This window comes from Kitasatospora sp. NBC_01560, from assembly GCF_045208415.1.
Lineage (GTDB): Bacteria > Actinomycetota > Actinomycetes > Streptomycetales > Streptomycetaceae > Kitasatospora.
In genome coordinates, this window is sequence record NZ_CP109364.1 from 151,888 (window position 1) to 178,195 (window position 26,308).

Below are 26,308 nucleotides of genomic sequence, written 5' to 3' on the forward strand. Positions count from 1 at the left end.
GGCGGAACCGGGACAGGAGGCCGCAGACGGGCAGGCGCCATCTCGCACGCTCCCGCAGCCGCATGGGACCGGGCATGACCCCCGGGCACAGCAACGTCCGCGCCCCCAGGCCGGCGATCTCAGCCCCGGGATGGAGCCGGGCCCGGGCGGCGGGTTCGTGCGTCGAGGGGGCGGTCGTGGTCGGCGGCGAAGGGGCGCTCGTCGACGAAGCGGCGCAGGAGGCGCGCGAAGGCCTGGGCGTCGGCCTGCGGCCAGCCGCTGAGCGAGTCCTCGATGCCGGCGGCGAGCCGCTCCCGGGAGAGGGCCACCATGTCCTGGCCGTCGCCGGTGAGGGCGAGCAGGGTCGCGCGGCCGTCGGCCGGGTCGGGCTGGCACCGCAGGAGGCCCGCCGTCTCCAGGCGGTCGGCGCGGCGGGTGACGGTGGTGCGGTCGAGTCCGATCTCCCGCCCCAGGTCGGCGGCGCTGCACGGGCCGGTCCGGGCCAGGCCGCTGAGGACGGGGTAGGTGAGGTCGTCGACCGCCTCCCCCAGGCCTTCGGTCAGCCGGGTGTAGAGGCGTTCGCGGGTGCTGCGCCGTCGGGTTTCGCCAGGGGCCGGGGGCTTTGCACCGATCGCGAACCGGGCGCACGCCCGGTTCCGGCACACGGCCGAACGAGGCGTGGTGACACCTGAGCGGTGGTGGATCTTTTCGCCATGCCCGCTGCAGCCCCGCCTGGCTGCCGTCAGAGGCCGAGGCCGGTCCTCGCTCCGGAGCCGCAATGCTGGACGGGCTCACCATGGCCTGCCTGGCTGTGTTGTCGGTGGTCCTGTTCGCCTTCGTCGGGCCGGCGCCCGGGCTCGGTGTGCTGGCCTTCGCGCTCGCCATCGTGATCGCCGCATTCAGCTACTTCGCGGCCTCCGGTCACCGACCGACATGCTCGGCCAAGAAGGCGTTGGTGCTCTTCTTCGGGTGGCTGGAATACGCATTCTGAGCTGTCAGCCGTATATCGGTGTCGGAGCCGGGGAGGATCAGCAGCCATCAGCAGGCGCAGGGGTTCTGGCAGGCTGATCGGGGTCTGCCCGATGCGGCCGTCGTGGCAGTCCGGAAGTGCTCTTCGATCTGCCAGAAGATTCGACGAAGGATGGTCAGCAGGGGAAGTGCGGTGCTCAGGCCCGGCCGTTCCGAGGCTCCGGGTCGTCGCGCAGCGTTAGTTCAACGTGGAGGTGGCCGTTCCGCCGCGGTGGTTGTGCCGTGCGGCGTCGGCCAGCAGGCTCAGCGATCCGGCGCAGTAGGGCGGGGTCGCCGGCGACCGGTACGGGTTTGCGGTCGGTGGTGATGGTGACCGCCGTTTTGGCTGCCTCCTCGGCCGGTGAGGCCGAGCCGTTTGTCCAGGGCGCTGCCGGTGCTGATTAGCCAGGCCGCAGTGGTGACCCGGTGCAGGCGGCGCAGGGAGTGGTGTGCGGCCCACCAGGCGAACAGCGCAGCGAGGGTGGTGAACGCGGCGAGCAGCAGCAGGGAGCGGGTCGGCAGGTCGGTGAGGACGGTGTGCAGGAGGTCGGCGAAACCCTGGGCAGGGGTGGTGGGCGCGGCCGGCACGGTGGCGGCGCCGGAGGGAACGCCGGTGGGGTGCCGATCGCCGTGCCGGTGGAGTTGGGCTCCAGCGGCAGCGGACTCCCCTGTTCGAGCGTGGGGACGACGAGGTCACGGTCGGATTTCTGGAGCCGGCGGTCGCTCGGCCAGTGCAGAAGGAGCAGGGCGCGGCCGAGGGCGGCGCAGACCTCTGCCCGGACGGTCGGGCCCTGGTGGGTGGCCGGACGGTCGCGCAGGGCGGGCGCCGGGAGCATCCGGGCCACCGTCCCTGCCACGATCACGAGCGGCTCGCGGGTGTCGTGGCCGGCACTTCGAAGGATGCTCCGCCTCCACCCCGGTCCGGCGAATCCCCGCCGGCCCCGCGATCCGTTCCCGGTGCTCGAGCCGTCGGGCGGAAAGAGCTGGCGCTGCCCGGGCGGTGCCGAGCCTACCGGGGCCCGGGGACGTGGACACCGGAGCGCCTTTCCCGGGACGGTCGACCCGCAGCGAAGCGGGCCCCAGGCGCCGCACCGCCCAGCTGGACGCGAGAACACCACGGTCCCGAACAGGAAGATCTTCGGGGCCACCCCGAAGCGATATACCCGTGTGAGCGGCGATCGACCGCAAGACTTGCTGCCACGGCTCACCACGATCGACGTGTGGTCCGGCGACGACGGGGCAGGCGGAGCCCGCACGGCGACTCACGGGAACCGGCCGTCGGAGGCCGGACGACACGAGGGTGACAGTCATGATGGCGATAGTGGCGGTCCTGGCACTGGCGGTGCTGCTCTTCGGTGCGGGGCTCGGACTCACCCTGGCCGCGGTGAACGCGGCGGGCGTGGTGACCCGTCGTGTCACCTACGGTCAGGCGGCCCGTCACATCACGTCACCGGCAGGCCGACGGAGGGCACCGGGTGCGGGCCCGGCCCGGCCTCGGTCGCGCAGCACCGCCGCGGCGGACTGACGGTCGCCGTGCCGTCCGGCAGGGAGGTGACGGTGCAACCGGCCTGCACGGAGCGTTCGGCATCCTCGTCGACGGTGCCCTCACGGATCTCGCGGGTTCCTGTGGGCCGAACGCCGGCGGGGGCCGGGGTCAGGTGACCGTCGGTGGCCTCGACGATGGTCCGGTCGTGGTTCTCCACCACCAGCTCACCCACCCGGCGGCCGGTGACGGCCTGCCAGATCGCGTCCGGCCCGGCAGGGACCAGGTGAGGTGGGTGCAGGCAGTGCCTCGGAGCTGTCGTCGGCGTCGTCACTCCCGCACCGGATCTCGCCCGTGGCCCGTACCCGGCGGCGGGCGGCGATACGGCGGTGGAAGGCGCGAGCTTCATGGTTGGGCGTTCTCCGGTGCTCGGGTGAACACGAGTCGGCCGCGACAGGGCGTCATGGCGTGTCACGACCGCTTCACGGTCACACCCCCGCGGTGAGCCAGCGCAGGCGCCCGTCCCTGGGAGAGGTCCGGCAGGTGAGGGCCAGACCCTTCGAGGAGGTGGCAGTGGCGCCGGCCTCGCCGCACTTGCGGTGGGGTTCGTTGCAACTCCCCTTCTTCTTGCCCGGTATCTCGGCGCAGTTCTCGGTGTCGTGCGCTTCCTTGCCCTCGGCGGACAGGTTGTCGTAGTTGCTCCCGTCGTGCCGCCCGGGGGAATCGACGTCCGGGCCTGCACTCCCCGCGGGCTTCCCGGTCCCGCCGCTCCTGGAGGGTGCTGCGGCGCCACCGGCCACGGGCGCGGTGGGCGACACGGTCCGGGACGGGGCCGGCGGGGTGGAAGCCGTCGTCGGCACGGGCGACAGCGATTGGGTGGCGGACAAGGGGAGTACGGATGATGCGGCCGGCGCGGAGGACGGAGGCGGCGCGGCCGCGGGCGACGTACCAGCGCCGCATGCCGCGGCCATACCGAGGAGCACACCCGCAGCGGCCAGTGTCACGGCCCTGGGCATGGTGCGCATGCTGATCAAGAAGCGGGGCATCGGGCCAGTGCAGGCAGCGAGGGATCTCGGCCGTCAGGGCCGTGGCCTCCGGGCCCCTCGGCCCCGGGTCGTCGGCAAGACCTACCTCAACGACAGGATCACCCCCGATCCTCCGCAGCAAGGCGCCATCCCGCCGGCGCCACTGCGCAGCGCCCCGCCAGGGATCCCCCGCGCTGCGCCCGGCGCGCACCCGCCGCCGGGACGAGCCCGGGCGGCTGCGAACTGTCCTGGAGGCCCCGGGCCGCAGTCCCGCGTGTCCTGGACGGAACCACCACTGCCCGCCTGTGCGTGGACCGTACGGCAACACGACGGGGGGCCCGGGATGAGCACGGACAGCATCATCGGTACGGTCGGGATCGTGGTCCTGCTCGTGTGCGTGGCTGCCATTGTGGCCGTGTGGCGGAGCGGGACGCCGTTTCCGCCGACGAGGCCGGGACCGCCGGGCTGCGTCGCGTGCCGGCACAGCGCGTACAGCCATGGCTCCGGCGGCAGTTGCAGCGAGACCGAGTACGACGGCCCGGACCGCTACGACGGCGGCGGCAACTGGATCGGCACCTGGCGCGAGCGTTCGTGCCCGTGCCCCGGGTTCAGAACCGAGTGACCCACCGGCGCACCGGCCGGTTCTCCGTCGGGGGCGCGGCAACACCCTGTCGGCCCCCAGGGCATCGTCGCGCCGGTGGCAACCGCCGGGAGAGGCCCAGTGACACGCTGTCGCCGCGGATCCTGCCGCCGACGGCGGGCGCCGCGCGGGCCGGGCGGCCGGCGGCACCGGCGGGTACGGAACGGCACGGTGGCGTCGACGGGTGATCGACATACAGGTACGCGCATTCGGCGACATGGCGGTGCGCGGGCCGGATGCCGCCCGGACCGAAATGTCCGCCTCGCCGGCCAAAACCGGCGCCCGCCCAGGCCGAGCAGCTCGACGACTGGGCCGCGGACGGCAGGAGCAGCCGGGGACCCCGACAAGTCGGCGGGCACCAGCCCGGTGGCGGCGGGCGGGCCAGCCGGGCAGGAGGACGAGCCGCGGCGGAACGGCAGCGGCCGGACGGCCGGGACAGGACGCGGAAGACGCGGCACCGGCAAGCCGGTGCCCGAACGGCAACAGCCCCACGCCGCGCAACAGCCGATCGCCTCCCGGACGAGCCGGCCGCGCCGGGGACCGGACGCACGCGAGCGAACCGACGGGCCGACGGGCCGACGGGCCCCGGCCCGCCGCCGGGAGCGGTGGGGAAGCAGTGCGGCGGCCGCGCCCCGCACTCCCCCACCGTTCTGGGATAGGACCGCGAACACCCGGCGCAGCAGAATGGAGACACACCAACTCCTTTGGAAGGAATCCCAGTTGATGAACCGCCTGACCCGCCCGCTCGCAGTCGCCGCACTCGCCGTCACCGCCGTTCTGGCCGGCGGGGCCGGGGCCGCCCATGCCACCGCCGTCGACCCCTCGACCCAGGTCCCGCTCGTGGTGGACCAGCCCTACACCCAGCAGGCGGCCGCCCACCGGTGCGACGTCGAGTACACAGTCGCCTACTACAGCTACCGCACTCAGGGATACCCCGAGCTGGAGTCGCTGCTCCACGCCGAGAAGAGCTACGCCCTCTGCCAGGCCTCCGGCTGAGGCAGGGGCAGGCCGGCGGGCACCGGCCCGGCACCGGCCACCAGCGGGCAGCCGGGGGTCCCGCGCGACGGACCAGGCGGGACGGCAGCAAGCCGGCACGGACCGGTGTGCGAGGAAAGCCCGGGCCCGACGCCCCGCGGAAGCCCACCCCGGCAGGCCCGGGCGGACTGCCCTGAAACCGGACGGGGGCCGGACGCCGCGACCGCGGAGTCGCCGGCCGGAGCAACCGGAACAAGAGCAGAGCACAGCCGAGGCCGAGCCGGCAGCAGCACAGCGAGCAGCCGGCACGGACAGGCACCGGCGAGCGGGACAACGACGGCCCGGCGGGCCGGGCCGGACGGGCAGCACGGCGCCCGTCCGGCACCGGCCGGGCGGTACAGCAACGGGACGACGGGACGGACCGAGCCGGGGCCGGCAGAACCAGCCCAGCAACGAGCAACGGGACCGCGCCAGCCAGAACAGCCGGCCGGACACACGGGCCGGCGACCGGGAAGCGCGGCGCCGGAGCGGCCGGAACGGGACTGCGGGCACCGGCCGCCGACAAGCGAGCAGGCGGGCCGGGCCGGGACCGGGCAGGACGGGCCCGCGGGCTGAGCCGAGCAACAGCCCGGCGGACCGGTGGGCTCGCGTATTCAACCGTCGCGAGTCGAACCACCTCACTCCGGCACCGCTACTGACAGTGACAGCCGTGGGGGGAGATTCTGGGTGTCAGGGGCATCCGGTTGGATGAGCACGTGACTGTCCATGACGTAGCTCGCCAGTTCCCTTCCATCGCTGACCTGCGGAACCTGTGCCGTTCCCTGGCGATGCTCGATGCGATCCTGAGCCCGGACCGGGAAGACCGGTATTACTCCTTCAATGCCGGCTGGGCCGACGGCGAGGAGATGGCGTCGATGCGCAACGGGTCGGGGGCCGAGTACTCCATCGTGTTCTCGGCGGCCGGGGCCTACGTTCGTGGATTCGACCACGAGGCACCGATGAGCCCATATGACAACGACGGCGAGCCCTGGCCGGGCGTGATCGACGAAGTTCCGGAGGCCTTCAAGCCCTTCGTGGAGGAGCCGGCTTTCACCGACGAGGACGACGTCCCCGTCGTGACGGCCTGCCTGTGGCGGGAGGCGACGGATGATCGGTGGCGGCACGGCGTGATCGACTTCCCCGCCGGGAGTTCCGACCCCGACGGGGCAACGGGCCTGTTCGGGCTCCTGGTCGACCGCTCGCCGGAGGCGTTCCAGCGCTTCGCCGAGGACTACTACGAGGTTCCCGTGGACCTGGAGGCGGTGCGCGACGTGTATGCCTTGCGACCGCTGAGCCAGAAGCTCGTGTCGTCCCTGAACGCGGAGGTCACCCTCGCAGAGCTGGCCGAGGACCTCGCCGAGATCGGCTACCCGCAGCCGGCCCGGGACGAGATCTGAGCTTCAACCGTCGGTGACTCATTGGGACCCCAGCCGGATGGTGACCGTAGGTGGTCGCGTGCGGCGGGCCGACTCCACGTTCCGCCGGTCTCCCCGAGGAGGCCGTCGGCACCTCACCACCCTGTCGATTCAGCTCCGAAGGGAGGCGAGCCAGGCGGTCAGCAGGCGATTGACCTCCTCGGGCCGCTCCTGCTGGATCCAGTGCCCACAGCCATCCAGGATGTGCGCGGCGCCCAAGCCGGGGAGGCTGGACGGGTAGGCATCGATCGCGTCGGCCATCCAGGTTGTCGAAGCGTCCAGGGCGCCCCCGATGAACAAGGACGGCTGCTTGATCGGGGCCCCGCTGTACTGGGCGAGGTCCTCCCAGTCGCGGTCCATGTTGCGGTAGCGATTGAGGGCCCCGGTCATGCCCGTGCGCTCGAACTCTCCGGCGTACACGTCGAGGTCGTCCTCGGTCAGCCAGGCGGGTAGCCTGCCGCCGGGGAAGCGGTCGCGCAGCCGGCCGCCGGTGCGGGCCACGAAGTGCGGGTCGGGCTCGCCCGGGCCGGGCCTGGTGTCGGCGGACATCGCCGCGTAGAAGCCCGCGAGCCATCCCCGCAGGTCGGGCTCCATCTCTGCTTCGGCCCGGCCGGGTTCCTGGAAGTACGAGACGTAGAACTCCTGGTCGCCGCCGATCTGCGCGAAGACGTCGGTGGGCCGGGGGCCGCCTGGCGGCGCGTAGGGGACGCTCAGCAGTCCGACGGCGCGGAAGACCTCGGGGTGGAGCAGCGCGGAGGCCGCCGCGATGTTGGAGCCCCAGTCGTGCCCGACGATCACCGCACTCTCCTCACCCAGGGCGCGTACCAGAGCGACGTTGTCCGCCACCAGGTCGAGCATCCGGTACGCGTCCGCCGCGGCCGGCCTGGAGGAGCGGCCGTAGCCGCGCACATCGAGCGCCACAGCCCGGTACCCCGCCGCCGCGAGAGCCGGGAGTTGGCGGCGCCAGGAGTACCAGGACTCGGGGAAGCCGTGGACGAGCAGGACCAGCGGTCCCGTGCCCTGCTCGACCAGGTGCAGGCGCCCGGCGGGTGCCTCGATGGTGCGGTGGCGCAGGTGGGCGGACGGCGCGGGCTGGTGCATCGCTTCTCCTCGGTTCGGGGCGGCTGCGGTTACCCACCGATCATGCGGCGCGGCGGCAGCGCAGCGCGAGCACCCTTGTCATCCTGGCAAACTGGCAGGACAGGGCCGTGGAGACGGCACGGCCGGAGGGAGCGGGGCGACGGTGACGGACGACGGCACGGCCGACACGCTGGCGGCCATGGGTTCCCGGCTGCGGACCGCGCGCAAGCAGCAGGACGCCACACTCAGCGACGTCAGCCGCGCGACCGGCATCTCGCTGAGCACGCTGTCGCGGATCGAGACCGGCCGGCGAAGGCCGACCCTGGAGGTGCTGCTGCAGCTCGCGAAGGCGTACGACGTCTCCCTGGACACGCTGGCCGACACTGCACCGGCACCCACAGCGGCAGCGGCAGCGGCAGCCGTGCCGCGCTCCCCGGTGCCGCAGCGTTCCGGCAGTGAGAAGGCGGTGCTACCGCTGACCCGGTACGTCGGGGGCCTGCACGCCCACAAGCACGTCCTGCCCGCCATCGACACGCCGTCGGCGCGGCCGCAGCAGGTCTCCCACGACGGGTACGAATGGCTGTGCGTCCTGTACGGGCGGCTGTGGCTGGCACTCGGCGAGCAGGACCTCGTGCTGTGCGCCGGGGATGTGGTCGAGTTCGACACCCGCACCGCCCACGGAGTCGCGAACGCCGGACCGGGCGGACCGGTCGAATACCTGATCATGTTCGGACCGCAGGGGGAGCGCCTTCGATCGCGCACCCCAATCCCCCACCGCCGGGCCCGGTAGTGCGGAGTGCAGCATCCGGGCTACCCCGAGCTGCCCACCGCCACCGCCCGACCATCAGCTGTCACGCCAGCCCTCGGGCTGCCCGGCACACCTGTGCCGGGCGGCCGGACCCGTTGTCGCCTGGGTCTGCTCGGGCCCGGGGAAGGACGACCGCCCGGGCGCCGAGCTCGACCTGATCGAACACGACCTGGAGACGCTTCCCGGACCTCACGTTCGCGTTCGACGAGTTCGGGCTGCCCGGAATCCGCCTCACGGTCGGCTCCTGCTGGGCCGAACAGGACCACTGCAACCGGCTCCCGGTGACCTGCAAGCGGGCCCACGGCGTCATGTACTCCCCCGGTGGTTACTCGATCGGCGACGAAACCCTGTGGGGCGTCAACCACCGCCGCAACGGCAACGAACACTCTGGCCGCGCTCAGGTCGATCCGGGCCGCCCGTCCAGCCGGCGCCCCGGTCTCCGCGATCCCGGCCAACCTCTCCGCCCACAACGGCAGGAAGATCCGGCGGTGGGCCGGGAACACACGGTCCAAGGGCATTCGTCGGGGCGGCCGATTGCTCCGCACCACAGCCGGGCCCGGTAGGAAGTCCGGGCGGTCAGAACCCCAATGATGCGAGCAACTCGGCGAACATGCCGCGGAGTTCGGTGGCGTCGATGGGATTGATCTCCATCTGCAGGTGACACACGTCGTCGTCACCGTTGGGAGTCAGCTGCACGAAGAAGGCGAACCTGTCACCGACGGGTTCGGCGCTCAGCCTCAGCGGGTTGTTGCGGCCGGGAGTCACCGCCGCCGAGAATCGGGAGCCCGACGGGGCGCGCACATGGGAGAGCATCCGTGCAGCGAAGTCCGCAACCTCCTCCCCGGTGAGGTGGGCGGTGAAGTCGGCCGACAGTGATGAGCACCAGTCGGCAGTCACCCGCCAGCTGTCCTCACCGGTCTGAACCAGCTCCAGCCACGAACCATCGCCACCGAGGCGTATCTGCGGCATTTCCATCGTCACACACTCCGACCTTCGCGCCCTGGGCCCATGAGCCTACAGAGGCGGCTTCCCCCTGCTGCATCAAGCCCGGCCCACTCCCCCGACCCGCCGAACGTATGCGGTCAGGGCCGCACCGGTCGACGAACTCCCACTGTTCCTGGCAAGGTTCGATCCCGGATCCGCGACGGACAGCTCCCGCGGTGCCACCGCCGGCCGTGACGGGGCTCACCGAGGCTCCGGGCCGGTCTCCAGGCCCCCTGCTCGTCCCTGTCCGGTGCCCATGCTGCCGCCTCGGGATCGGCAGGACCTCTCCCGGCGGCCGGAAGTGACCACCGGACAGGACGGTGCCGCGTCATCCCGGTCGACCGGTCGGCGAACGGGGGGCTTTCGCGCGGCCGCTACCAAGGCGACCGCCGGGGGGGCGGGCCGCCCGGGCGGTTCTTCGGGTGGCACGGGGGTGGGCAGCGCCCGGCACGCCGGTGCACGGTGCAAGGCACCGGCATTCCGGGCCGCGGGGGTGTGAATGACGAGACGGGCCGGCCCGGTCCCCCTGGTGCAGGGGGACCGGGCCGGCCCGCAGTCCGGTGAAAGGTCAGGACGCAGTGGTCGGCAGACTCGCGGTCAGGGCGCTCGGAACGCTGCAAGTGGTCCGGGCAGCGGCCGGGACCGGCAGAGGCGGGAGACGGACGGCCGGGACGGGACGCCCCGACGGCCGCGACGACGACAGCAGGGACAACGGCAGCGGGCCGGCGACCAGGCCGAACGCCACCCCCGCAAGACGGCCGGCACCGGGCCGGGCCCACTCGCACGTGTGTGCGTGCTGGTATGCGGTCAGCCCTTGGTGATGCGGGTCCAGGTGAACGGGCCGAAGGAGGTCGCGGTGGTCGGGTTGTGGGCGCCCGGGGTCACGGTCAGCTTCAGCCACTCCAGCGGGACGGTGCTGCCGTGGACGACGATGCGGTGGAAGTTCGGCACCTGGTAGCTCGGGTGGCTGTTCCAGGCGTCGTAGGAGCAGACGCCCTCGTCGCCGGTGCAGGCCGAGCCCTGGGTGAGCGGGTTGTCCGAGCGGTAGACGTGCGAGTCGCCCATCAGCAGCAGGACCGGCTTGCCGAAGGCGGTGGTGCGCGAAGCCAGGTCGGCGACGAACGGCTCGTAGTTCGCCACATGCGAGGCCGGCTTGCCGTCCAGGTCCCACATGTCGGCCTGGGCGGTGACCACCACGCTGGAGACACCGCCGGCCCGGGCGAGGACGAAGGCGGTGTCCAGCCAGCGCAGGTCGGCGGCGGTGCGGTGGGCGACCTCGTCGAGCTGCTCCTGGGAGGCGGTCGGCGCACCGTACCAGGGGTCGGCGTCGTTGTTGGAGCCGCCGGGCAGGTTGACCGTCACGAACAGCGTGCCGTTCTTGACCCACAACACGTTCTCCACGTACGCGGAGTCCTCCGGGTGCTTCCAGTTCGGCAGTTGGGCCTGCGACAGGACACGCAGGGTGTCGCCGCCGAGGGTGTGGCCGGGCCGGGCGAAGAACGTCCGGCGGACCAGGTCCAGGTTCTGAACGGGGTTGCCGGCGGCGTGGTCGACGGGCTGGCCGGTGGCCGGGTCGAGGACCGGGTCGATCCGGCCCGTGGCGGCGTTGTACTTGCCGCCGCCCTCGGCGGCCTTGTGGCAGTCGGACCACTCGTTGTCGCCGGGCGTGTAGACCAGCGGGTCGGCGAAGGTCTTCCAGAGCGCGGCGATCGACCGGTCGTACGCCTCGGTGCAGTACTGCTTGCCGGAGTGGATGTCGCCCACGTGGATCAAGGTGCTGACGTCCGGGTCGGCGTTGACGGAGGCGATGAACGCCGGGGTCGCCCGGAACTCGGAGGTGTCGGTGGGCGAGGTGCCGTACGGGGCGTCGCCGTACACGGCCAGGGTGAACGGTGCGCGGGCACCGCGCGCGGCGCGGCCGTCGTCCGCCGTCGCCGCGGTGGCCGGCACCACGGTCATCGCGAGGGCGAGACCCGCGGCCGCGTAGAACCTGCTGAACATGCTGTCTCCCGATGGGTCGCCCGATTTCGGGAAGCAGTATCGACCCGGCCCGCACGGTGGCGGGCAACGCCCGGATGAACGGGAGTTCAAGAGCTGACGGGGCCCGATCCGGTGAGACAGAGGAGACGGCGCACCAGTGGCTCGCACGTGCAGGTGTCGCGTGTTCACTGCCGGGGCGTGGTGGATGTTGCGCTCTCCGACGTCACCCGGCACGAGGTCGGCACCCGGCTCGCCGGCTACCCCGGCACCGGCCACGAGGTCCGTGACTTCGCGGCCGGTGGGGCCTCGTCCCCGCCTTCGGCCACTCCCCGGTGCCCGACCTGTGTCCGAAGCGGATCGACGACGGGGTGAGCGCCCAGCAGAGGAACGGCCGCGACCGGGTCACGAACTCGACGGCCCGGCCGTGGATCTGGATCCGGTCGACGGCATCGGCCGGGGGTCGTGGCGCAGGTTCCGCCCCTTGGTCCGACCGAGGGACGTGATGACGAGGACCCGGTCACTCTCGATGGCGACCCGCATCGGCGGTGCGCCCGGGGCGCCGTCCGCCCCGATGGTCGCGGCTCAGGCCCGCACGAGGTCCCACACCTGGTTGGCGGCACCCGTGTTCGGTGCCTGGACCACCGCCGAGCCGGCCCCGCCGGAAGCGGTCAGGGCCATCCCGGAGTGGGCCAGGGTGATACTGAACCCCCTTCCGTGATCACCCCAGATACGGAAGGCCTCGTTGAGCCGGACCATGTCCCCCACCATGGCCGGGTTGGCCGTGTTCGCGGTGCACGAGTACTGGATGAGGCTGGCGGTCTGCATGCTCGAACCAGGCACGTCCAGGCATTTGCCACTGTGCTGAGCACGAAGGTTCCAGCCGCCCAGGGTGGCTGTCAGGTCGAAAACCTGGTTACGGTTTCCGGTGTTCGTCCAGGTGGTCGGGGTGACCCAGTCGTCCGTCGAGGAACCGGGGATGTCGAGCCCTGTGACCAGCGCTGTTTCCCCCCGGGGGTGAAACAGCCAGGCGATGGCGGGCGTGCCGCACCGCACCAGGTGCGGCACGGTCACGGGTGCGACAAGGCCGGCCTTGTCGCACCCGTGACCGTCCGACCCGGCGGGAGGTTGGACCGGCGTGACGCCTTCTCCGCTGTCCTGGCTGCCGCTGCCCTGCTCGCCCGACCGGGCCGAGGACGAGCTCGCGTCCGGGTCCGACGACCAGGCGCTCGACCCCGTCCTGCCGGCCGCGCTCCACCGGGGCAGCGACGCTGGAGAGGCTGCGGCCGCGTGGGTGCGGGAGCTGGCCGGCCGTCAGTGCGAGGAGGAGCACGCCCGGGCGTTGGGGCGTGTGGCCGAGGCGATCACCTGGGCGAGCAGCCGCGAGATCATCCCCGGCAGCGAGGGCCTGCTGGCCGAAGAGCTGCGCTACACCCTGGCGGCGGACGTGGTCCTCGGCGCCTCGCACACCACCGGCACCCTGCCCGAGCTCCACGCCGGCGAGCGGGCCGCGCTGGTGACGGCGTGCGCGCTCGCTGCGGCGCTTCCGTCCTGTGTGCTCGGCGACCTGGAGCGCGAGCTGACGGTGCTCGCCGAGGTGGCCTGCGCCGCCGAGGCCGGCCGCCTCGCCACCGCCGCCGGCGACGCCCGCGCACTGCCGGTCCCCCGGCAACGCACCCTGGGCCAGGAGCACGGCGATCCGCTCGACTGCCTCGCCTACCGGCGCGTCGCCGAGAGCGCGGCCGCAGCTTTCGCGGCCGCCCTGCACTACCAGGGCGGCCGCGATGAGGAAGCGTGCGCGTAGGCCCTTCACAACGCGCTCGCCGCGGCCGGGCCGGGCATCGCGGCCGCCGCCCTGCTGCGGGTGGCCGATGATCCGGCGCTCGGCCTGGACACCGGCCAGTGGGAGCACCTGCACCGCATCGCCGCCGAGCTGAGCCTGCGCGTGGTTGAGGACCTGGGCGGCGCGAACGGCGACGGCACCACCGACGACCGCCCGGCAGGACCGGCCACCGGGTGAGCCGCACCGCCCTGCGGCGGGCCGTCTCCGACCTCGGCCGGGAGCTCACCGCGGCCGTGCGGGGCCGGCTCCTGCCCGACTGGGCCACCGACGCCGGACGCACCGAGGACGCCTGGCCGTGGTGATCAGCAGGGCCCGCAACCGGGAGAATGGCTTGGGTGACCAGCACTCAGCCGCGCGGCATCGGCTCCCTGATCCCCACCGTCCGCACTCAGACGACGCCCGGCGAGAAAGCCGCCGCCCAGCTTCTCCACCTGCGGACGGCAACCGTCCCGGTGCCGGTCCTCGCCGCGGCCGCCGCACTGATCGCCGGGCAGCTGGAGGACCCGGACCCGGCCACCCGCGAAGCCGCCGAAGCCGTCCACGCCCACCTGCTCACCGCCATCGAGGACGCCGAACCCACCCGGTAGCCGCTGGATGCAGCCCGGCCGTCGACGACGAGGACCAGGCCGAGCTGCTCGCTGTCAGACGTGCGTGACGCTGCCGGAGCCGCTCAGCTCGGCCGGTCCGGGTCGAGGAAGTTCAGGTCGCCGGCGGCGTGCGGACGCCGGGCCGGTGCTTGGCCCGGTCAGCGAGGTGTTGCGGCGAGTTGGAAGGCCAGGTGGTGGGCCATGGTGCGCAGGTCGTCGGTGCCGGCGACGGCGAAGGTCTCGGTGCCGAGGGTGGCGCTCAGGGCGAAGTAGCCGTCGTGGGCGATTGCGGTGGCGGTGGCCGGGGTGCCGTCGAGGTGGAGGACCGCGGGCCCATCGAAATCGGGAAGGATGAGCGGCGGCGAGCCGTCGTCGGCCTGGTTGGCGATGTAGGTCTGCAGGAAGCCGTCGAGGGCGAAGGCGGGCCTGACGCGGGCGTCGGCCGGCACGGGGCGGGTGGTGCGCACCAGCAGGCGGTGCCGGCCGTCCTGGTGGTACTGGACGTCGATGTCGGTGAGGAAGCCGTCGGAGGCCTGGCGGCCGTGCAGGGCCTTCCAGCCCGGGTGGGGGTGGGCGAGGACGGCCACGCGCCGGCCGAACTCGCGCAGCGTGCGCTCCCAATTGGGGCCGTCGGGGTGGTGGGGCCCGAGCGGGCCGGGAACGCGGATCATCGGGTTCCTTCCGGTGGTCGGGCCGGGTGCGCGAGGCGCCCCGCCCCGACCCGATGGTGGTGTGTCAGTTGATGCCGTAGTGGACGGTGACCGGCCCGGGGTAGCAGTAGGCGCCGTCGATCAGGGCGGCGTAGCTGGTGGAGCTGTCGATCCAGGCCCTTCCGTTGCTGGGGCTGAGGCCGCCGACGGTGCGGTGGCCGCTCCAGCTTCGGCGCTCGAGAAGCCCGGAGGGCCCGAAGTCCTGGTGGCTGGTGCCGCCCGCGTCGGAGAGGTAGATGTTCCAGTAGTAGAAGATCGCGGCGTCGCCGGCGTTGAGTCGAAGCCGGTGGAGATGTCGACGGAGAGGTTGCCCACCGCGATGCCGGACAACCAGGCCTTTCCGCAGGAAGGCGAGATGAAGTCCGAGTAGTCCTCCTGGATGGGCTGGACGCTCTGGCCGGTGTTCTTCACCGTCTTGCCCCATCGGAGGGCGGCCTTCGCCTGTGCGGCGGTGTCCTGTTCGGGGGTGGCGTCCTTGACCACGGAGTACTCGAAGCCGGCCGGGCTGGTCTTGATCGTGTAGCCGTGGGCCTCGGCCACCGCCTTGTCGTAGCCCTTGAAGACCAGGCCCACCTCGACCGAGGTCGCTGTCGGCCCGTCCTGGTCCACCGGGGCAGCCGATGCGACGGGCGCCGTCGTCAGTGCCCCCGACATCGCCAGTGCTGCAGTCGCCACCGCGGTGGCGATCTTGCGGTACGTCATGTCCCTCCCCTTTCAATCTGACAGCCCCCCGGCTGTCAGAGACATGACTATCGAACGAACGGCCTTCAGGTGCCACGGATCCTCTGACTGACCGGATCACCTTTGGCAATGTCCGAATACGAATGACCGTCTGAACAAAAGGATGCTGCGGGAACGTCCGGACGTGAGCAAGCGGGCTGAACGGCTCCCCCGGCAGCCACTTGGCCCCGACGGCGGCAGGAGACCGGCGCCGTGGCCGGCCGCGGTGTGGAGGGGGACCGGGTTCATGGGGCGGGTGCGCTCGGTCCGGTGGGGGGTTTCAGGCAGGGGGTGGTGACGCCCAGGACCATGCGGTTGTCGCCGGCGGTGCTGGAGACGTCGACGACGTACCGGCTCTCGGGATGGCGCGCGGTGACGGTCGAGCTCGGCGCGGCGGTGGACGTCTCCTCGTAGGCGGAGATCTTGAGACCTTCGGTCGTGAGGAGGTCCCTGGCCTTACGCACCACGTCATTGTGCCGGCCGTTCGGGACGTAGCTGTGGACTGCGTAGAACAGGGTGTAGCGGTCGTCGGGTGCGGATTCTCCGTTTCGTCCAACGCAGGGGCTGTAAAACGGGTCGACCGGTTCGGCGTTGATCTGGATGCCCGCGGTCTGGGCCAGGTGCTCGGTGATCTGTCGCGCCCAGGTGAGTGCGTCGTCGCGGGACTTGACCGGCAAGGGGTCGTCCTTGCCGGAGTTGGGATTCGCCATACAGGCTCCAAGACTTGAGGCTGTCAGGGTCACTGCCACGAGGTACTTCAGTGCCATGGCGGACGGGCGGGTCATGGGTTCTCCCGGCGGGGGCTCAGTGGGGGATCGAGCCCCAGATCGGGTCTTCCTTGGGGGTCGTGGTGGGTTTCCGGCCGGCGATGATCTTGCCCTGGTTGATCACGCTCTGCGAGCCGTCGTCCCAGTAGCCGCCGTGCCCGGAGGTGTCGATGTTGATGTTGTGGCCTCCGAATCCCACGATGTGCGGGCTGGGTCCCAGGGACCTCCCACCAACAATTCGGGTGGCGTCGTCGGTGGCTTCCCCGATCCAGAGGTGGTCCGGGCTGACGGTCAGCTGGTCCGCGGTCAGCACTCCCATGCCCGGGCTGCCGAGAGTCACGATGTCGTCGGCCTGAAGGCCGCCCTTCTCGCTGTCCGCGACGCCGACGGCGAAGCTGCCGTAGCTGTGGGCGATGTAGCTGAGGTGGGTCTTCGGTTCGCCGTGCGCCATCCTGAGACCGTCGGAGAAGCGGCGCATGTCGTCGGCGGCATCGAGGCCGCGCATGGGGTTCGCCGCCTTCGGGATGCTCTCCGGCGCGTCGTAGCCCAGGTAGGAGATCACCGCGACGGTCTCGCCTTCCTTCGTGGACGAGCCGGCATACCTCTGAAGCTTGCGGATGTGGTCGATCTGGCCGGGGACACCTGGCAGCTCGGTGTTGGTCCCGGGCACGAAGACGGAGGTGTGGGTGGCCTTGTCCGGGTTGCCGGTGGCGACGATGGCGCGCCCGTCCCCGCCGTAGGCCTCGGGGTCGATGCCCAGGAGGAACATCTGGTGCTGCTCGTCCTTCGCATCGGCCGTGTCCTCCAGCTTCTTCTTGATCTCGGCCAGTGCCGCCTTGCGCTTGTCGTACGCCGCCTGGTCGAGGCCGAACGAGGCCGCGGTGCCGGCCTGCAGGGCATCGAGTTTCTGGTCGAGCACGAGCCGGTTGGCCTCGTCCCGGACGGTGGCCGGCAGGCCGTCCAGATTCCCGATCCTGGCCGCGTCCAGGGCAAGGTAGGTCTCCTGCTGACCGGGCGCGAGACTGTTCCACCACTCGGCGTTCTTCTTCGGGTCCTTGCCGTCCGGAATGTAGGAGTCGGCCAGGCCCAGGTCCTTCATCACGTCCGCGGCGTCGGTGCGCGTCTCGGCGACGGCCCCGTTCACCCGCTGACCGTTCAGGATGTCCCCGCTCAGGCGCCGAGGGCGGTGTTGCCCTGGTCGCTCGCCGTCTGGGCGTCCTTCAGCGCCTGGTCGACCGCGTCTGGTATCCGGCCTTGAGACCCATGAGGTTGCGCCGGGCGCTCTGGGCGTCCGGGTCGTTGCGGTCCTCCGGGCGCTCCGGCGCAAGGTCGACCCTCCCGTCCGCGGAGACCGTCAGGCCGCAGTCCTGCGCACGGTGCACCGCGTTCGTCAGGTTCGTCTGCGCCTGGTACATCCGGTCGGCGACCGTGTTCAGCGTCAGCGCGACCGTCTCCGCCTCCACCCGGACCACGTCCAGCTGCTGCTCGGTACGCGCCATGAACGGAAACGCCGCCTGCGCATCGGCGCCCTCCCAGTGCTGGTGAAGGGGCCCGTTCACCTGGTTGCGATGACGCGAGCCCACCATCTCCGCCGTGTGCGCCAGCGCCTTCCAGTTCTTCGCGACGTCACGCAGCCCTTGCGGGTCGAACTTCAGCAGCAGCTCGTAGAGGTTGCTCACTGCTTGGCCCCCTGCTGGCTCCAGGCACCGGCCACAGCCTGCTCGGTGTGGCGGTGGGCATCGGCGTTCGCGTCGAGGTTGTTGCCCGTGGCCGTGATCCGCTCCTGGAGCGCCGCGAGTGGCGCACCCCAACTGCCCGAGCCCCGCCGAGACCGACCAGCCCGCGAGCTGCCCACCCGTCGTCGTGGCCGAGGCCAGCGCGGCCTGAACAGGAGTGCCCAGGTCCTCCGCGAGCCCCCTCACCACCTGCGCCGACGCATGCAGCTCCTGCAGAACGACGTTGACGTCAGCCAACGCAAACTCCCCCAGAGTCAAAACCCGATGCGGTACCCAACCGCACCGAAAATCCGACACCACCATACGCTGCGCATCCGCTCGAACACTCAAATGGCGCTTCACCGGCGCGTCGCCCCGCCCTGACGCCGCGGAAGCGGTCCCGGCACCACCGCCCCGCCCCCAGTCCGTCGAGGCGGCCACTGGGCCCCAGGGGCCGGTTACCGGACGGACAACTGCCGGAGGAGGCGCCGGCGAACATCCGCCGGATCGCGCTCCTCGTCCTGGCCCGCGGCGGCCACCTCGACGGGTCGAAGACCCCGTTCGGCCTGCGAGTCCGCGAAGAGGCATGCGCCGTGTGGAGCTGGCGGTCCCGACGCCTGGTCCCTCGGCCCGGCCAAGCGGAAGGCCCAGGCGTCAGCCTGGGCCTTCCCGGGCGGGGAGGACGCCTTGGTCCGCCATGCAGCCAGGCCTGGCCGGGTGCACGGTGGCCGCCACGCCAGGCCAGCCGGTGGGACGCGCACCCGGTGTTCGTCAGCCCTGGCGGGCGGCCCGTAGTGCCGGGAGGATGAGCGATTGGCCGGGGCGGGGCGTCCCGGGGTGTTCGAACGGGGTGGGCGATGTCGCCGTATGTGTGAGCGGTGACCGGGCACCCGCGGCCGCATTCCAGGCACTTGCGGCGGGCGGGCGGACGCTCAACTCGATGACTTTGACCTCCAGGTCGGCGATCCGCTCCGCCATCTGTTTCACGGTCCGCTGGTTCTTCATGACCTTGCTGCCGAACTTCTCCACGCCGCTGTTGTACCCGCCGCAGGACGGTCGCGTTACCGGTGGTGGTAGCTACTCAGGTCTGGCGGTCCGGGTCGGACAAGGTGAGGCCGCCGGGAGCGAGCGGACGACGGGCTGGGTTCCCGGACTCCGTGAGGGTGCCCGCTACCAGCGGGCACCCTCACGTGCAGTCAGGAGGAGCTCTGTTCCGGGGCCGGCCAGTGGATGGCTTCAGGGAGGCCGACGATAAACACAGTACCCTGACCTTCTCGCCACAGGTGCAGCGAATCACCCGACTTCTTTACCGGTACAGATCCTCCGGTCCCTTCTATTTTGACCGCCATTGCCTTTTCCGAGCATCCGACGGTTGCAAATTGGAAGGGATCCAACCGGGTGGACGCCGCAGTATATTTCCCGTCGAGAATTTTTCCGGGGAATTCCTGATGGGTGTCCGAGAAGGCGTGGCCGGCAGGCCGCGGCGACCCGACGGATGCCGGAGCTGCGGCGGTCGGCTCCGAGAGCGAGGTCGGTAGGAGCGCCACCTGGCAGGTTCCGTCCCTCAGCGAGAGGATCACGTCGGTGCCTGCGATCCCGGCTGTGCCCAGGATCTTCGCGACCCCCGTGGACGGTGGGGCATCGATGCTGCGCTGGATCGGCGCGTCGACGGAGGTGGCGACGAGGCCGTCCAACGTCCATGGCCCGTCTCCACCTTGAGTCGGGGTACCGCCGCTGGTGCATGCGGTCGCGAGTCCGGCCGTGAGGAGTACCGTGCTCGCGAGCCGACTCGATTGCCGCATGTGCTGAACTCTCCTAGTTGGCCCAGTGGTTGTAGCAGAAGCCTACCGGGTGGTAGGCGTCGCCGCCGCCGACGTAGCGGCCGCCGACCGAGGTGTCGTAGATCTCGAAGGTGAAGTGGTCGAACAGCGGGTAGGCCTCCAGGGTGCCGAACTTGCCGTCCGGGACGGCATACGTGCCGGTCTCGGTGTTGGTGGCGGTGTCCGTGACGCTGAACCCGACGGTACCGGTGACCTTCCACGCGGCGACCGACACACTCGCCGACCACTGGCTGGCCACGGCCCGGCTCTGGGACAGCGACAGGGTCATCGGGCCCTGGCCGGTGACGATGTCCACCCGGTTCGTTCCGCAGGTCTGCCCCTGGTACCTCGAGTTGCGGGTCTGCAGCCACGCGTTGTCCGTGGTCGACTCCTGCACCCCCTGGGAGCCGGCCGCCGCGCCGCCGGGCGAGAGCTTCACCCCGGCGCCTTGCGGTCGATCGTCCAGTGTTCCGGCACCGCGCCGGCCGGAAGCTGCACCGTCGTCGCCGACGCCGGGACCGGTCCGGTGGCGGGCGCGGTGGCCGCCGTCGCCTGCGGCGCCGCCAGCGCCAGCAGAGTTCCCACACCGACGACCGCGCCAGCAATTCGAGAAGTACCCCTGTTCATTTCTTCCCCTCCGACGATCCAGCAGACCGACCGCGTTGGCGGCCTTCTCCCCGAGCTGCTGCTCGGGCAGATGCGCGAGCAGCAGCAGTGCGTCGCCGACCAAGGCGTCCACGAGATCGGCCCGGGCCTGTTCGTCGTTCCAGGCGATGCGGGGCTTGCCCGGATCCCGGTAGTCGTGGGCGGTGCAGTGGACGGCCGAGACTGTGCGGAGCATCGGGTGGTAGCCGAAGCCGCGCTTGTAGGTCGCGGCGGCCTCTTCCTTCTCGGAGTGGCAGGTGACCAGTGTGGCGTCGATGTCCAGGACCAGGCCCGGCAGTTGACGCCCTCCGGCGTGCGCTGGAGGCAGGGCGCGTCCGGTCTCGTCCGCTTGCGGCCAGGCGACCTCGCGCGCTTGGGCCCGGGCTGTTCGCAGCGCGGCCGAGGCAGCCGGGCTGATACCTGCCAGCACCCGCCATGCGGTGGAGGTGGCGGCGACCGGACCGAACACGTCGCCCTGGTCTCGTAGCACGGCCAGGTCCCGGATCGCCTCGCCGCCGTCGGCGAGCATCACCGCCAGGTCCACCGCGACGCGGCCGGGATCGTGCCCGGTCCCGCGCGGCCGCAGTCGGCGCAGGGCGTCGCTGAAGGCGTTGGTCAGCGTGGTGGCGTCGGCCAGATCCGCCAGCAGACGCGAGCCGGCGTGGCTGACCACCCCGTGCCCGTCGGCGCTGACGACGAGCTTGGGTCGGGACCGGGTAGGGTGCACGCAGAAAGTGCCTTCCTGCTGGTACGGCTGGGACCTTAGACAAGCCTCATCGTTGCAGCTCAGAAGGCACTTTCGCTTTTCCGATCATGATCCGGACGCGACCCCGAATGAAACGCGCAGGCTAGGGCGTGTTTCAAAAGCCCGCTTCGAGTGAGCGGTCAGTCGGCAGCGAGGATGTCGGAAAGACTCACGGCGGGGCGGCCAAGCATGTCTGTCAGCGCGCGCTGTTGGCGCTCGGTCAAGGAGGCAACGAAGATCACTGCGTCAGCGTTGGCCTGGTCACAGGCCTGAGCCACCTCGCGGACCTTTCCGTAGCTCAGCAGAGTCCGCGAGGAGTAGGGCAGACCCATCTTCTGGACCCCGCCGTCCGAGACGCCCCGTCGTTGCACCATCTGCACGACGACCCGGGCGCCGCGCGCTGCCAGTTCTGTGGACGCCGACGCCATGAGCGTTTCGAAGTCCTTCTGCTTCGCAGAGAAGTAGCCAACCAGGACAACATCGGCGCCCACGGCCGTGAATCGGAACGCCTGGCGCTGGGCCGGCTCCGACGGCACACGGCGAGCCAGGCGCCGGTCGCGCCTTCGGGGCTGATGCATGCGCCACAGGCTAAATGCCTGGCTAGCTGCAGCGGTACCGCGTTTCTCGCTGACCGCGCTTGGCGAGCAAGGTCAGAGCCACTCGTTGATGACGGCGATCGTTACGGTGGCCTCGTAGCGGACGGCGAGCTTGTCGTATCTCGTGGCCACCGCCCGGTGGCGCTTGAGGCGATTGATCCCGCACTCGACCGCGTGGCGCTCGCGGTAGTCGGCCTTGTCGAACTTCGGCGGACGGCCACCGCGGGCGCCCAGCTTCTTGCGGTTGCGGATCTGGTCGGCGGACATCGACACATCGCCGGTGCCCACGTCGCCCTTGATGGTCAGGGCGTACACAGCTGCGACCTGACTCACGGACGAGTAGGCCGACACCGTGAAGGACAGCCTGCTGTGCGCGTCGTGGTCCTTGATGAAGTTCGCGGTCGAGGTGCTGAGCATGCCGCGGCAGAACTCGGCCACCTGGTCCTTGCAGTCCTTTCCCGGCGTCGTGCTTGGCTGGTAGCCCGGGTTGGGGTTGGTGTCCCAGTCGGGGAGCAGGCTCGGCGGGTCGGGCAGGACCGCTTCGACCGTGCGGACGTCGTTCAGCGCCCTGACCGTGTCCTGGGAGTCTTCGAGCAGGCAGCCGGTCCCGTAGACGGCGGCGGCCAGCAGGACCACGACGACCAGGACGACGACGGCGATGGTTCGGACATCACCGTGGCGGATGTTGTTGATGATCTGGTCGCGGCCGGCGAAGTTGCCCCGGACCTTGTTCCCGCTGCCCTGGATGGTGACGCCGCCTCCGGAGGCGGCGTTCACGGGTGTCACCGCGCTCGGCCCGGTGGCCGGTTCCGGGACGGGCACGACGCTGCTGAGGTAGGCGGCAAGAGGCTGGTCGGCGGCAAGCACGGCCACCAGGGCACTGTGCAGTCCGGCCTGGACGGCCGGCCCCTGCGGGGCCGACTCGAACGCGGTCACCGCCTAGCTCTGCCCCGCACTCGCGAGGCGGCCGCGGACCAGATCCCCCACCAGCTCCGCGGCGGAAGTACCCGCGCCGGTCGCGGCCGCCGTACCGGCGCTGGCCAGCAGCTGGACCACGGAAGATGCCAGATCGTCTAACGCGTTCATCGAAGAAGCCCCCCTGGACGACAACGGTCACGCCCATGATTCCAACGCCGCCCGCCGCGTACGCCGGAAGACGCCCAACCGCAACCTCTGCGACAGTCCGCCAGGACCGCGCCCATGAAGCTCAAACAGGCCGCCCACCCAGACACCGATCCCGCCCCAGCCCCGCGGGGACACCGGTGTGCAGGGAGCTCCAGTGGTGGCCGATCACCGCAGGTTCGCCCACCAGCAGCCCGGCCGGGGAGTAGTGCGGCACTCCAATGGCGCGGTCCAGCGCCGGCAGGGAGTCCCACCGGACAGCGGAGTGCGCCGAATGCGCGTAGTGGAACAGGTCCCCGTAGGGCAGCCAGGTGCCGCGGGCCAGCAACGCAAGCGCGCGATTACCCGGGTACAGGCGCAGGCAGCGCCCGGCCTCGACCCCAGCGGGATTCCCGGTGACCGGCTCGGCGTCGAACCAGCAGCGCTCGACGAGCAGGGACAACCGGGGCGGGCGCGAGCAGGCCGGACGGGAGCTGGTCGCGGGACTGCGGGAGTGCGCTCCTGAGGTAGAAGGCGGCGCGTACCGTGTACCCGGAGGCCGTCCAGGCGGCTCACCCAGACTTCACCACGGCGATTGCCGGCAACCTCCCGCGCCCCTGGAGGGCCGTTGTCGTACCGTCAGCCGCCAACGAGGCCGCATGATCCCGTACCGGCACAGGACGAAGGGCGGAGGGCTGGCACTCGGGGCCGAACCCGGCCAACCCGGGGCCGGCCAGGGCCCCTGAGCCCGCGAGGACGGCCCCGACGATCCGGTCGGCTACCCGCGCTGCCGACCGGTCCGTGCAGACCCCGACAGAGCAAGACCAATCCATCCCCGGAGGTGGGATCGTGTTCAACAGCGTCCGTACCGTGATGACTTTCGCCGTGAACCCCGAGGCGTCGGCCGGTGGTGGGGTGAACTCCTGAAGACCCCCGTGAAGATAAGACGTCAGCGACACCGGGGCGGTCTACGCCCGGGTGGAGACCGGCCGGGATCGAGGTCGGCTTCCACCCCGTCGACGACGAGCGCAACCCCCGGGACGGCAGCCCGGTCGTGTACGGGGGCGTGAACGACGTCGACCAAGCTCGCGAGCGGTTGCCGGAGGCCGGCTGCGAGCACCACCGCGGCCGCCGACGGCCGAGCCGGGCCGGCGTATCGCCCAGCTGCGCGAACCGTCGCGCACGATCACCGGCATCGAAGGCCCGTGGACCATGTGCCGAGCGAACGGTGCCCCGGCGGGGTTGAGCGACAGGTCGACGGTGCGCTCGATCCGGAGGTCGCGGACGGCGCACTCCGACCCTCCAACGGCCCGGCCCCCGAGGACGACCCGGGGACAGCCGACAGACAATGCCGGTTCGGACCCGCTCGCCCGGGCGGTCAGCGGGCGGTCAATGAGTAGGCCGGCAGCGGCGTGTTGCCGTGGCGCTTCGCCAGGGACCGGAGCACGTCCCCCTGGCTCAGCACCAACTCCCTTACAGCCTTCGGAAGTTGGGCCATCCGGTGCGCGTCGTCGAGCAGCGCCGTGCAGGCGTCCACCTCCCAGTCGCCGTCCTGGAGGGCGGTCGTGTCGACCGGCTGCGCCGAGGCGGGGTTCCAGCCTGTCGCCGGGAGGATCCGCAGCAGGCTCTCGCGCGAGAACGGCGTACGCACGTTGCCCTCGCCCCGCGAGCCGCCCGCCTCGATCTGGCCCTGGATCAGGACGGCGAGCAGGTGGGGCAGTTGTCCGGCCGAGCAGGGTTCGATGTCCCACTCGGCGAAACACAGGTTCCGCGCCCAGCGGCGGACCCGGACGAGGGTGGCCGCGAGCTGGTCCAGGGAGCCGAAGTACCAGGAGCAGTGCGCCAGGACCACGTGGTCGAACCCGCCCTCGGGGAAGGTGACCGCCTCGTCGAGGACGTCCAGGCCGAAGCGGAAGTCGATGCGGGAGCCCAGCGGCGTCGCCTCGAGGTGTTCCGCCGACTCACCCAGGGTGACCGGGGCACCGTACGAGGGATCGGCGATGTCGACGGCAACCACCCGGCCCCGCGGACCGACGGCCTCGGCAAGGACAGCCGTGGTGTCACCCTGTCCGCAACCGACCTCCAGAACCGACGCTCCCGCCGGAATGTCCCACCCGGAGACGAGTGCGGCCCGGTAACGGGTCTGCGCCGGCTGGATTCCGGGAGACACGCCGGCAGTGGCCATGACAGCCGCGATCGAGGGTACCTTCGCTGTCAGTTCGGTCGCGTTCACGGGATCCTTCCGGTACTACAGGCCGTCCCCGGAACGGTACTACCACCAGCCCCCGGACCACGCCGCCAACAAAGCAACCCGACCCAGCAACAGCCGGCACAGGCAGCAACGGGACGACAACCGGCTGAGCGAGCGGCAGGCGAGCGGCGACGCCCCCCGGCGACAGGCGGGCCGGGCGGCAAAGCAGCCGAGCGCGCAGCGCCGCGACCCCACACCAGAACGGGACAAGCCGACCACCGACCGGACACGGGCGGAAGGACAAGCCGGACAGCCCGGCACCGGCGGCGCCCATGTGGCGTCAAGGGCCAGATCGGCCGGTATTGAGGAGGGGTTCGAGGCCGAGCTCGTCCGGGAGTACGAGCAAATGCTTCGCTGCCGTGCCTGGCCGGCGGAGGCATGGCCCGAGTTCACCGACAGGATCCGGGTGGAGCGACAGGCAGAACTCGACGCGTTGGACGCCCGCTACGAGCCGGCTACCGTGCCGCTGCACGGCCAGAAGGACGGTGCAAAGTGGCACTCCCGCCGGCCGCCGACGATCGTCGGCAACCCTTCGCTGGAACTGCCCGGATCCTGGGCCCCATGACACGTCCGAACTGATGCCCAACAGTCGGTCAGATCGCCGGACATCGCCCGCGAGTCGGGAAGACAAGTCGTTTCTGGAGCCCTGTCCACAGCGGCCGGGCACCGGCGAGCACCAAGCGGGCACCATCCGGCCCGCGGCCGTGCGCCGGAACAGCCCGGCCCGGAACGGGCGGGCGGGCAGGCAGGCAGGCAGGCAGGCAGGCAGGCAGGCAGGCAGGCAGGCAGCGCGACCCAACCATGCGACGGAGCAGCCGAGCACCGGCCGAACCGACGACAGGCAGCACCGCGGCCGGCCGCACCAGCAGAACCAGGCAGGCCGGGACGGGCGGCGAGCCGACGGCCGGCCCTGCCCGGCCAGTCGCCGGCCGCTACGGCTTGGACGATGCCGCCCTGCTGCCGGCCTGGCAGTGGCACGGTCACCGCCCGCGGCATGAGGGCGGTGTGTGGCGGGCGGATGCCGAGGTGCTGGTGGATGTGGCCGGGCGGCGGGTACTGGCCGGCTTGTGCGGGGTGGGCCGGCTTGTGCGGGGTGGGCGCGGACGTACTGGGGCGGGCGTTGCCGGCGTGGGGGCTCGACGCCTCGGAGGACGAACCCCACAATTCCTGCCGGGCTCACGAGAAGTGCCGGTCGGAGGCCGCTCAACCTCGCAGCAGCGGCAGGACCCGCACCAGGGCAAACGTTGCCTGATGCGGCACTGCGCGGCGCCCCGCCAGGACGGACCGGACCGGACCGGACCGGGACACGACGCGGGGCCGGAACGGGACTCCGGCCCCGTGCCCTCGGGACGTCGGCCGCCCGATCCTCGGTGTACGGGCCGGAGCAACGGCCCG

General features: G+C 71.5%; 31 protein-coding genes and 2 pseudogenes. 11 read left to right on the forward strand and 22 right to left on the reverse strand.

Annotation, left to right across the window (positions count from 1 at the left end; translation table 11 throughout):
- Positions 1-119 precede the first annotated feature (119 nt).
- Positions 120-644, reverse strand: coding sequence for a MarR family winged helix-turn-helix transcriptional regulator (locus OH807_RS00670; RefSeq protein ID WP_406192298.1), 525 nt, complete (start codon positions 642-644; stop codon positions 120-122).
- 113 nt (positions 645-757) lie between these two features.
- Here OH807_RS00670 and OH807_RS00675 point away from each other — a divergent pair, with 113 nt between their 5' ends.
- Entirely contained in the window at positions 758-970 is a 213-nt protein-coding gene (locus tag OH807_RS00675; protein ID WP_406192301.1) for a hypothetical protein, read from the forward strand.
- Positions 971-1,251: 281 nt separating this feature from the next.
- On the opposite strand, the gene OH807_RS00680 is transcribed toward OH807_RS00675, so the two are convergent.
- The 3 genes from OH807_RS00680 to OH807_RS00690 all read right to left on the reverse strand — a co-directional run bounded on the left by OH807_RS00680 (position 1,252) and on the right by OH807_RS00690 (position 3,357).
- Positions 1,252-1,575, reverse strand: a complete 324-nt coding sequence (locus OH807_RS00680; RefSeq protein WP_406192304.1) for a hypothetical protein — start codon at positions 1,573-1,575, stop codon at positions 1,252-1,254.
- An 854-nt stretch (positions 1,576-2,429) separates the two neighbouring features.
- Entirely contained in the window at positions 2,430-2,804 is a 375-nt protein-coding gene (locus OH807_RS00685; RefSeq protein ID WP_406192307.1) for a hypothetical protein, read from the reverse strand.
- 154 nt (positions 2,805-2,958) lie between these two features.
- On the reverse strand, positions 2,959-3,357 hold the full coding sequence (locus OH807_RS00690; protein WP_406192310.1) for a hypothetical protein: 399 nt from the start codon (positions 3,355-3,357) through the stop codon (positions 2,959-2,961).
- A 481-nt stretch (positions 3,358-3,838) separates the two neighbouring features.
- On the opposite strand from OH807_RS00690, the gene OH807_RS00695 reads away from it, so the two are divergent.
- From OH807_RS00695 to OH807_RS00705, 3 genes are all read left to right on the forward strand, one after another.
- Positions 3,839-4,117 (forward strand): hypothetical protein, encoded by a 279-nt coding sequence (locus tag OH807_RS00695; RefSeq protein WP_406192313.1) that lies wholly within the window; start codon positions 3,839-3,841, stop codon positions 4,115-4,117.
- Between the two features lie 741 nt (positions 4,118-4,858).
- Positions 4,859-5,131 carry a hypothetical protein gene (locus OH807_RS00700; RefSeq protein ID WP_406192316.1) on the forward strand — a complete coding sequence of 91 codons (273 nt, stop codon included), beginning with the start codon at positions 4,859-4,861 and terminating at the stop codon, positions 5,129-5,131.
- A 734-nt stretch (positions 5,132-5,865) separates the two neighbouring features.
- Positions 5,866-6,546, forward strand: coding sequence for a hypothetical protein (locus tag OH807_RS00705; protein WP_406192319.1), 681 nt, complete (start codon positions 5,866-5,868; stop codon positions 6,544-6,546).
- Between the two features lie 129 nt (positions 6,547-6,675).
- Here the strand turns inward: OH807_RS00705 and OH807_RS00710 are convergent, their stop codons facing one another.
- Positions 6,676-7,665 (reverse strand): alpha/beta fold hydrolase, encoded by a 990-nt coding sequence (locus tag OH807_RS00710; protein WP_406192322.1) that lies wholly within the window; start codon positions 7,663-7,665, stop codon positions 6,676-6,678.
- Positions 7,666-7,807: 142 nt separating this feature from the next.
- Between OH807_RS00710 and OH807_RS00715 the strand changes: the two genes are divergently transcribed.
- A complete protein-coding gene (locus tag OH807_RS00715) occupies positions 7,808-8,434 on the forward strand; it encodes a helix-turn-helix domain-containing protein (protein ID WP_406192325.1) in 627 nt (208 codons plus the stop codon).
- Between the two features lie 194 nt (positions 8,435-8,628).
- Positions 8,629-8,947: pseudogene (locus OH807_RS00720) on the forward strand (IS630 family transposase); the annotation flags it as partial.
- 81 nt (positions 8,948-9,028) lie between these two features.
- On the opposite strand, the gene OH807_RS00725 reads toward OH807_RS00720, so the two are convergent.
- The 4 genes from OH807_RS00725 to OH807_RS00740 form a co-directional block, all read right to left on the reverse strand.
- Positions 9,029-9,433, reverse strand: a complete 405-nt coding sequence (locus OH807_RS00725; protein ID WP_406192328.1) for a hypothetical protein — start codon at positions 9,431-9,433, stop codon at positions 9,029-9,031.
- 810 nt (positions 9,434-10,243) lie between these two features.
- Positions 10,244-11,437 (reverse strand): hypothetical protein, encoded by a 1,194-nt coding sequence (locus OH807_RS00730; protein WP_406192331.1) that lies wholly within the window; start codon positions 11,435-11,437, stop codon positions 10,244-10,246.
- Between the two features lie 381 nt (positions 11,438-11,818).
- On the reverse strand, positions 11,819-11,989 hold the full coding sequence (locus tag OH807_RS00735) for a hypothetical protein (protein ID WP_406210611.1): 171 nt from the start codon (positions 11,987-11,989) through the stop codon (positions 11,819-11,821).
- Positions 11,990-11,998: 9 nt separating this feature from the next.
- Positions 11,999-12,487, reverse strand: a complete 489-nt coding sequence (locus tag OH807_RS00740; protein WP_406192334.1) for an RICIN domain-containing protein — start codon at positions 12,485-12,487, stop codon at positions 11,999-12,001.
- Between the two features lie 64 nt (positions 12,488-12,551).
- Between OH807_RS00740 and OH807_RS00745 the strand changes: the two genes are divergently transcribed.
- Genes OH807_RS00745 through OH807_RS00760 form a run of 4 tightly spaced genes read left to right on the forward strand, consistent with a single transcriptional unit; the run spans position 12,552 to position 13,843 of the window.
- Positions 12,552-13,217, forward strand: a complete 666-nt coding sequence (locus OH807_RS00745; protein WP_406192337.1) for a hypothetical protein — start codon at positions 12,552-12,554, stop codon at positions 13,215-13,217.
- Between the two features lie 60 nt (positions 13,218-13,277).
- Positions 13,278-13,433 (forward strand): hypothetical protein, encoded by a 156-nt coding sequence (locus OH807_RS00750; RefSeq protein ID WP_406192340.1) that lies wholly within the window; start codon positions 13,278-13,280, stop codon positions 13,431-13,433.
- Positions 13,430-13,558 carry a hypothetical protein gene (locus tag OH807_RS00755; RefSeq protein ID WP_406192343.1) on the forward strand — a complete coding sequence of 43 codons (129 nt, stop codon included), beginning with the start codon at positions 13,430-13,432 and terminating at the stop codon, positions 13,556-13,558. Before OH807_RS00750 ends, OH807_RS00755 begins: the two co-directional genes overlap by 4 nt.
- Before the next feature lie 33 nt (positions 13,559-13,591).
- Entirely contained in the window at positions 13,592-13,843 is a 252-nt protein-coding gene (locus OH807_RS00760; protein WP_406192346.1) for a hypothetical protein, read from the forward strand.
- Positions 13,844-14,001: 158 nt separating this feature from the next.
- Here OH807_RS00760 and OH807_RS00765 read toward each other — a convergent pair whose 3' ends face one another.
- The 13 genes and pseudogenes from OH807_RS00765 to OH807_RS00825 all read right to left on the reverse strand — a co-directional run bounded on the left by OH807_RS00765 (position 14,002) and on the right by OH807_RS00825 (position 24,847).
- A complete protein-coding gene (locus OH807_RS00765) occupies positions 14,002-14,514 on the reverse strand; it encodes a hypothetical protein (protein WP_406192349.1) in 513 nt (170 codons plus the stop codon).
- A 120-nt stretch (positions 14,515-14,634) separates the two neighbouring features.
- A complete protein-coding gene (locus OH807_RS00770; RefSeq protein ID WP_406192352.1) occupies positions 14,635-15,255 on the reverse strand; it encodes a hypothetical protein in 621 nt (206 codons plus the stop codon).
- A gap of 263 nt (positions 15,256-15,518) precedes the next feature.
- Positions 15,519-15,983, reverse strand: coding sequence for a hypothetical protein (locus tag OH807_RS00775; RefSeq protein ID WP_406192355.1), 465 nt, complete (start codon positions 15,981-15,983; stop codon positions 15,519-15,521).
- Between the two features lie 94 nt (positions 15,984-16,077).
- The gene (locus OH807_RS00780; protein ID WP_406192358.1) at positions 16,078-17,184 is read right to left on the reverse strand and encodes an alpha/beta hydrolase; all 1,107 of its coding nucleotides are present in this window, start codon (positions 17,182-17,184) and stop codon (positions 16,078-16,080) included.
- A gap of 76 nt (positions 17,185-17,260) precedes the next feature.
- On the reverse strand, positions 17,261-17,719 hold the full coding sequence (locus OH807_RS00785; protein WP_406192361.1) for a WXG100 family type VII secretion target: 459 nt from the start codon (positions 17,717-17,719) through the stop codon (positions 17,261-17,263).
- Between the two features lie 807 nt (positions 17,720-18,526).
- Positions 18,527-18,784, reverse strand: coding sequence for a hypothetical protein (locus tag OH807_RS00790; protein WP_406192364.1), 258 nt, complete (start codon positions 18,782-18,784; stop codon positions 18,527-18,529).
- Between the two features lie 167 nt (positions 18,785-18,951).
- Positions 18,952-19,449 (reverse strand): hypothetical protein, encoded by a 498-nt coding sequence (locus OH807_RS00795; protein ID WP_406192367.1) that lies wholly within the window; start codon positions 19,447-19,449, stop codon positions 18,952-18,954.
- 772 nt (positions 19,450-20,221) lie between these two features.
- Positions 20,222-21,010 (reverse strand): annotated as a pseudogene (locus tag OH807_RS00800) (transposase); the annotation flags it as partial.
- Between the two features lie 95 nt (positions 21,011-21,105).
- Positions 21,106-21,543 (reverse strand): hypothetical protein, encoded by a 438-nt coding sequence (locus tag OH807_RS00805; RefSeq protein ID WP_406192370.1) that lies wholly within the window; start codon positions 21,541-21,543, stop codon positions 21,106-21,108.
- A gap of 72 nt (positions 21,544-21,615) precedes the next feature.
- Complete coding sequence (locus OH807_RS00810) at positions 21,616-22,497, reverse strand: hypothetical protein (protein WP_406192373.1); 882 nt, start codon at positions 22,495-22,497, stop codon at positions 21,616-21,618.
- A 3-nt stretch (positions 22,498-22,500) separates the two neighbouring features.
- Positions 22,501-22,647 carry a hypothetical protein gene (locus OH807_RS00815; RefSeq protein WP_406192376.1) on the reverse strand — a complete coding sequence of 49 codons (147 nt, stop codon included), beginning with the start codon at positions 22,645-22,647 and terminating at the stop codon, positions 22,501-22,503.
- Positions 22,648-22,768: 121 nt separating this feature from the next.
- Positions 22,769-23,125: a hypothetical protein gene (locus tag OH807_RS00820; RefSeq protein ID WP_406192379.1), complete on the reverse strand. Its 357-nt coding sequence runs from the start codon at positions 23,123-23,125 to the stop codon at positions 22,769-22,771.
- Between the two features lie 915 nt (positions 23,126-24,040).
- Entirely contained in the window at positions 24,041-24,847 is an 807-nt protein-coding gene (locus tag OH807_RS00825; protein WP_406192382.1) for a class I SAM-dependent methyltransferase, read from the reverse strand.
- On the opposite strand from OH807_RS00825, the gene OH807_RS00830 reads away from it, so the two are divergent.
- The gene (locus tag OH807_RS00830) at positions 24,846-25,478 is read left to right on the forward strand and encodes a hypothetical protein (protein ID WP_406192385.1); all 633 of its coding nucleotides are present in this window, start codon (positions 24,846-24,848) and stop codon (positions 25,476-25,478) included. The two genes, OH807_RS00825 and OH807_RS00830, sit on opposite strands and share 2 nt — an antisense overlap.
- Positions 25,479-26,308 lie beyond the last annotated feature (830 nt).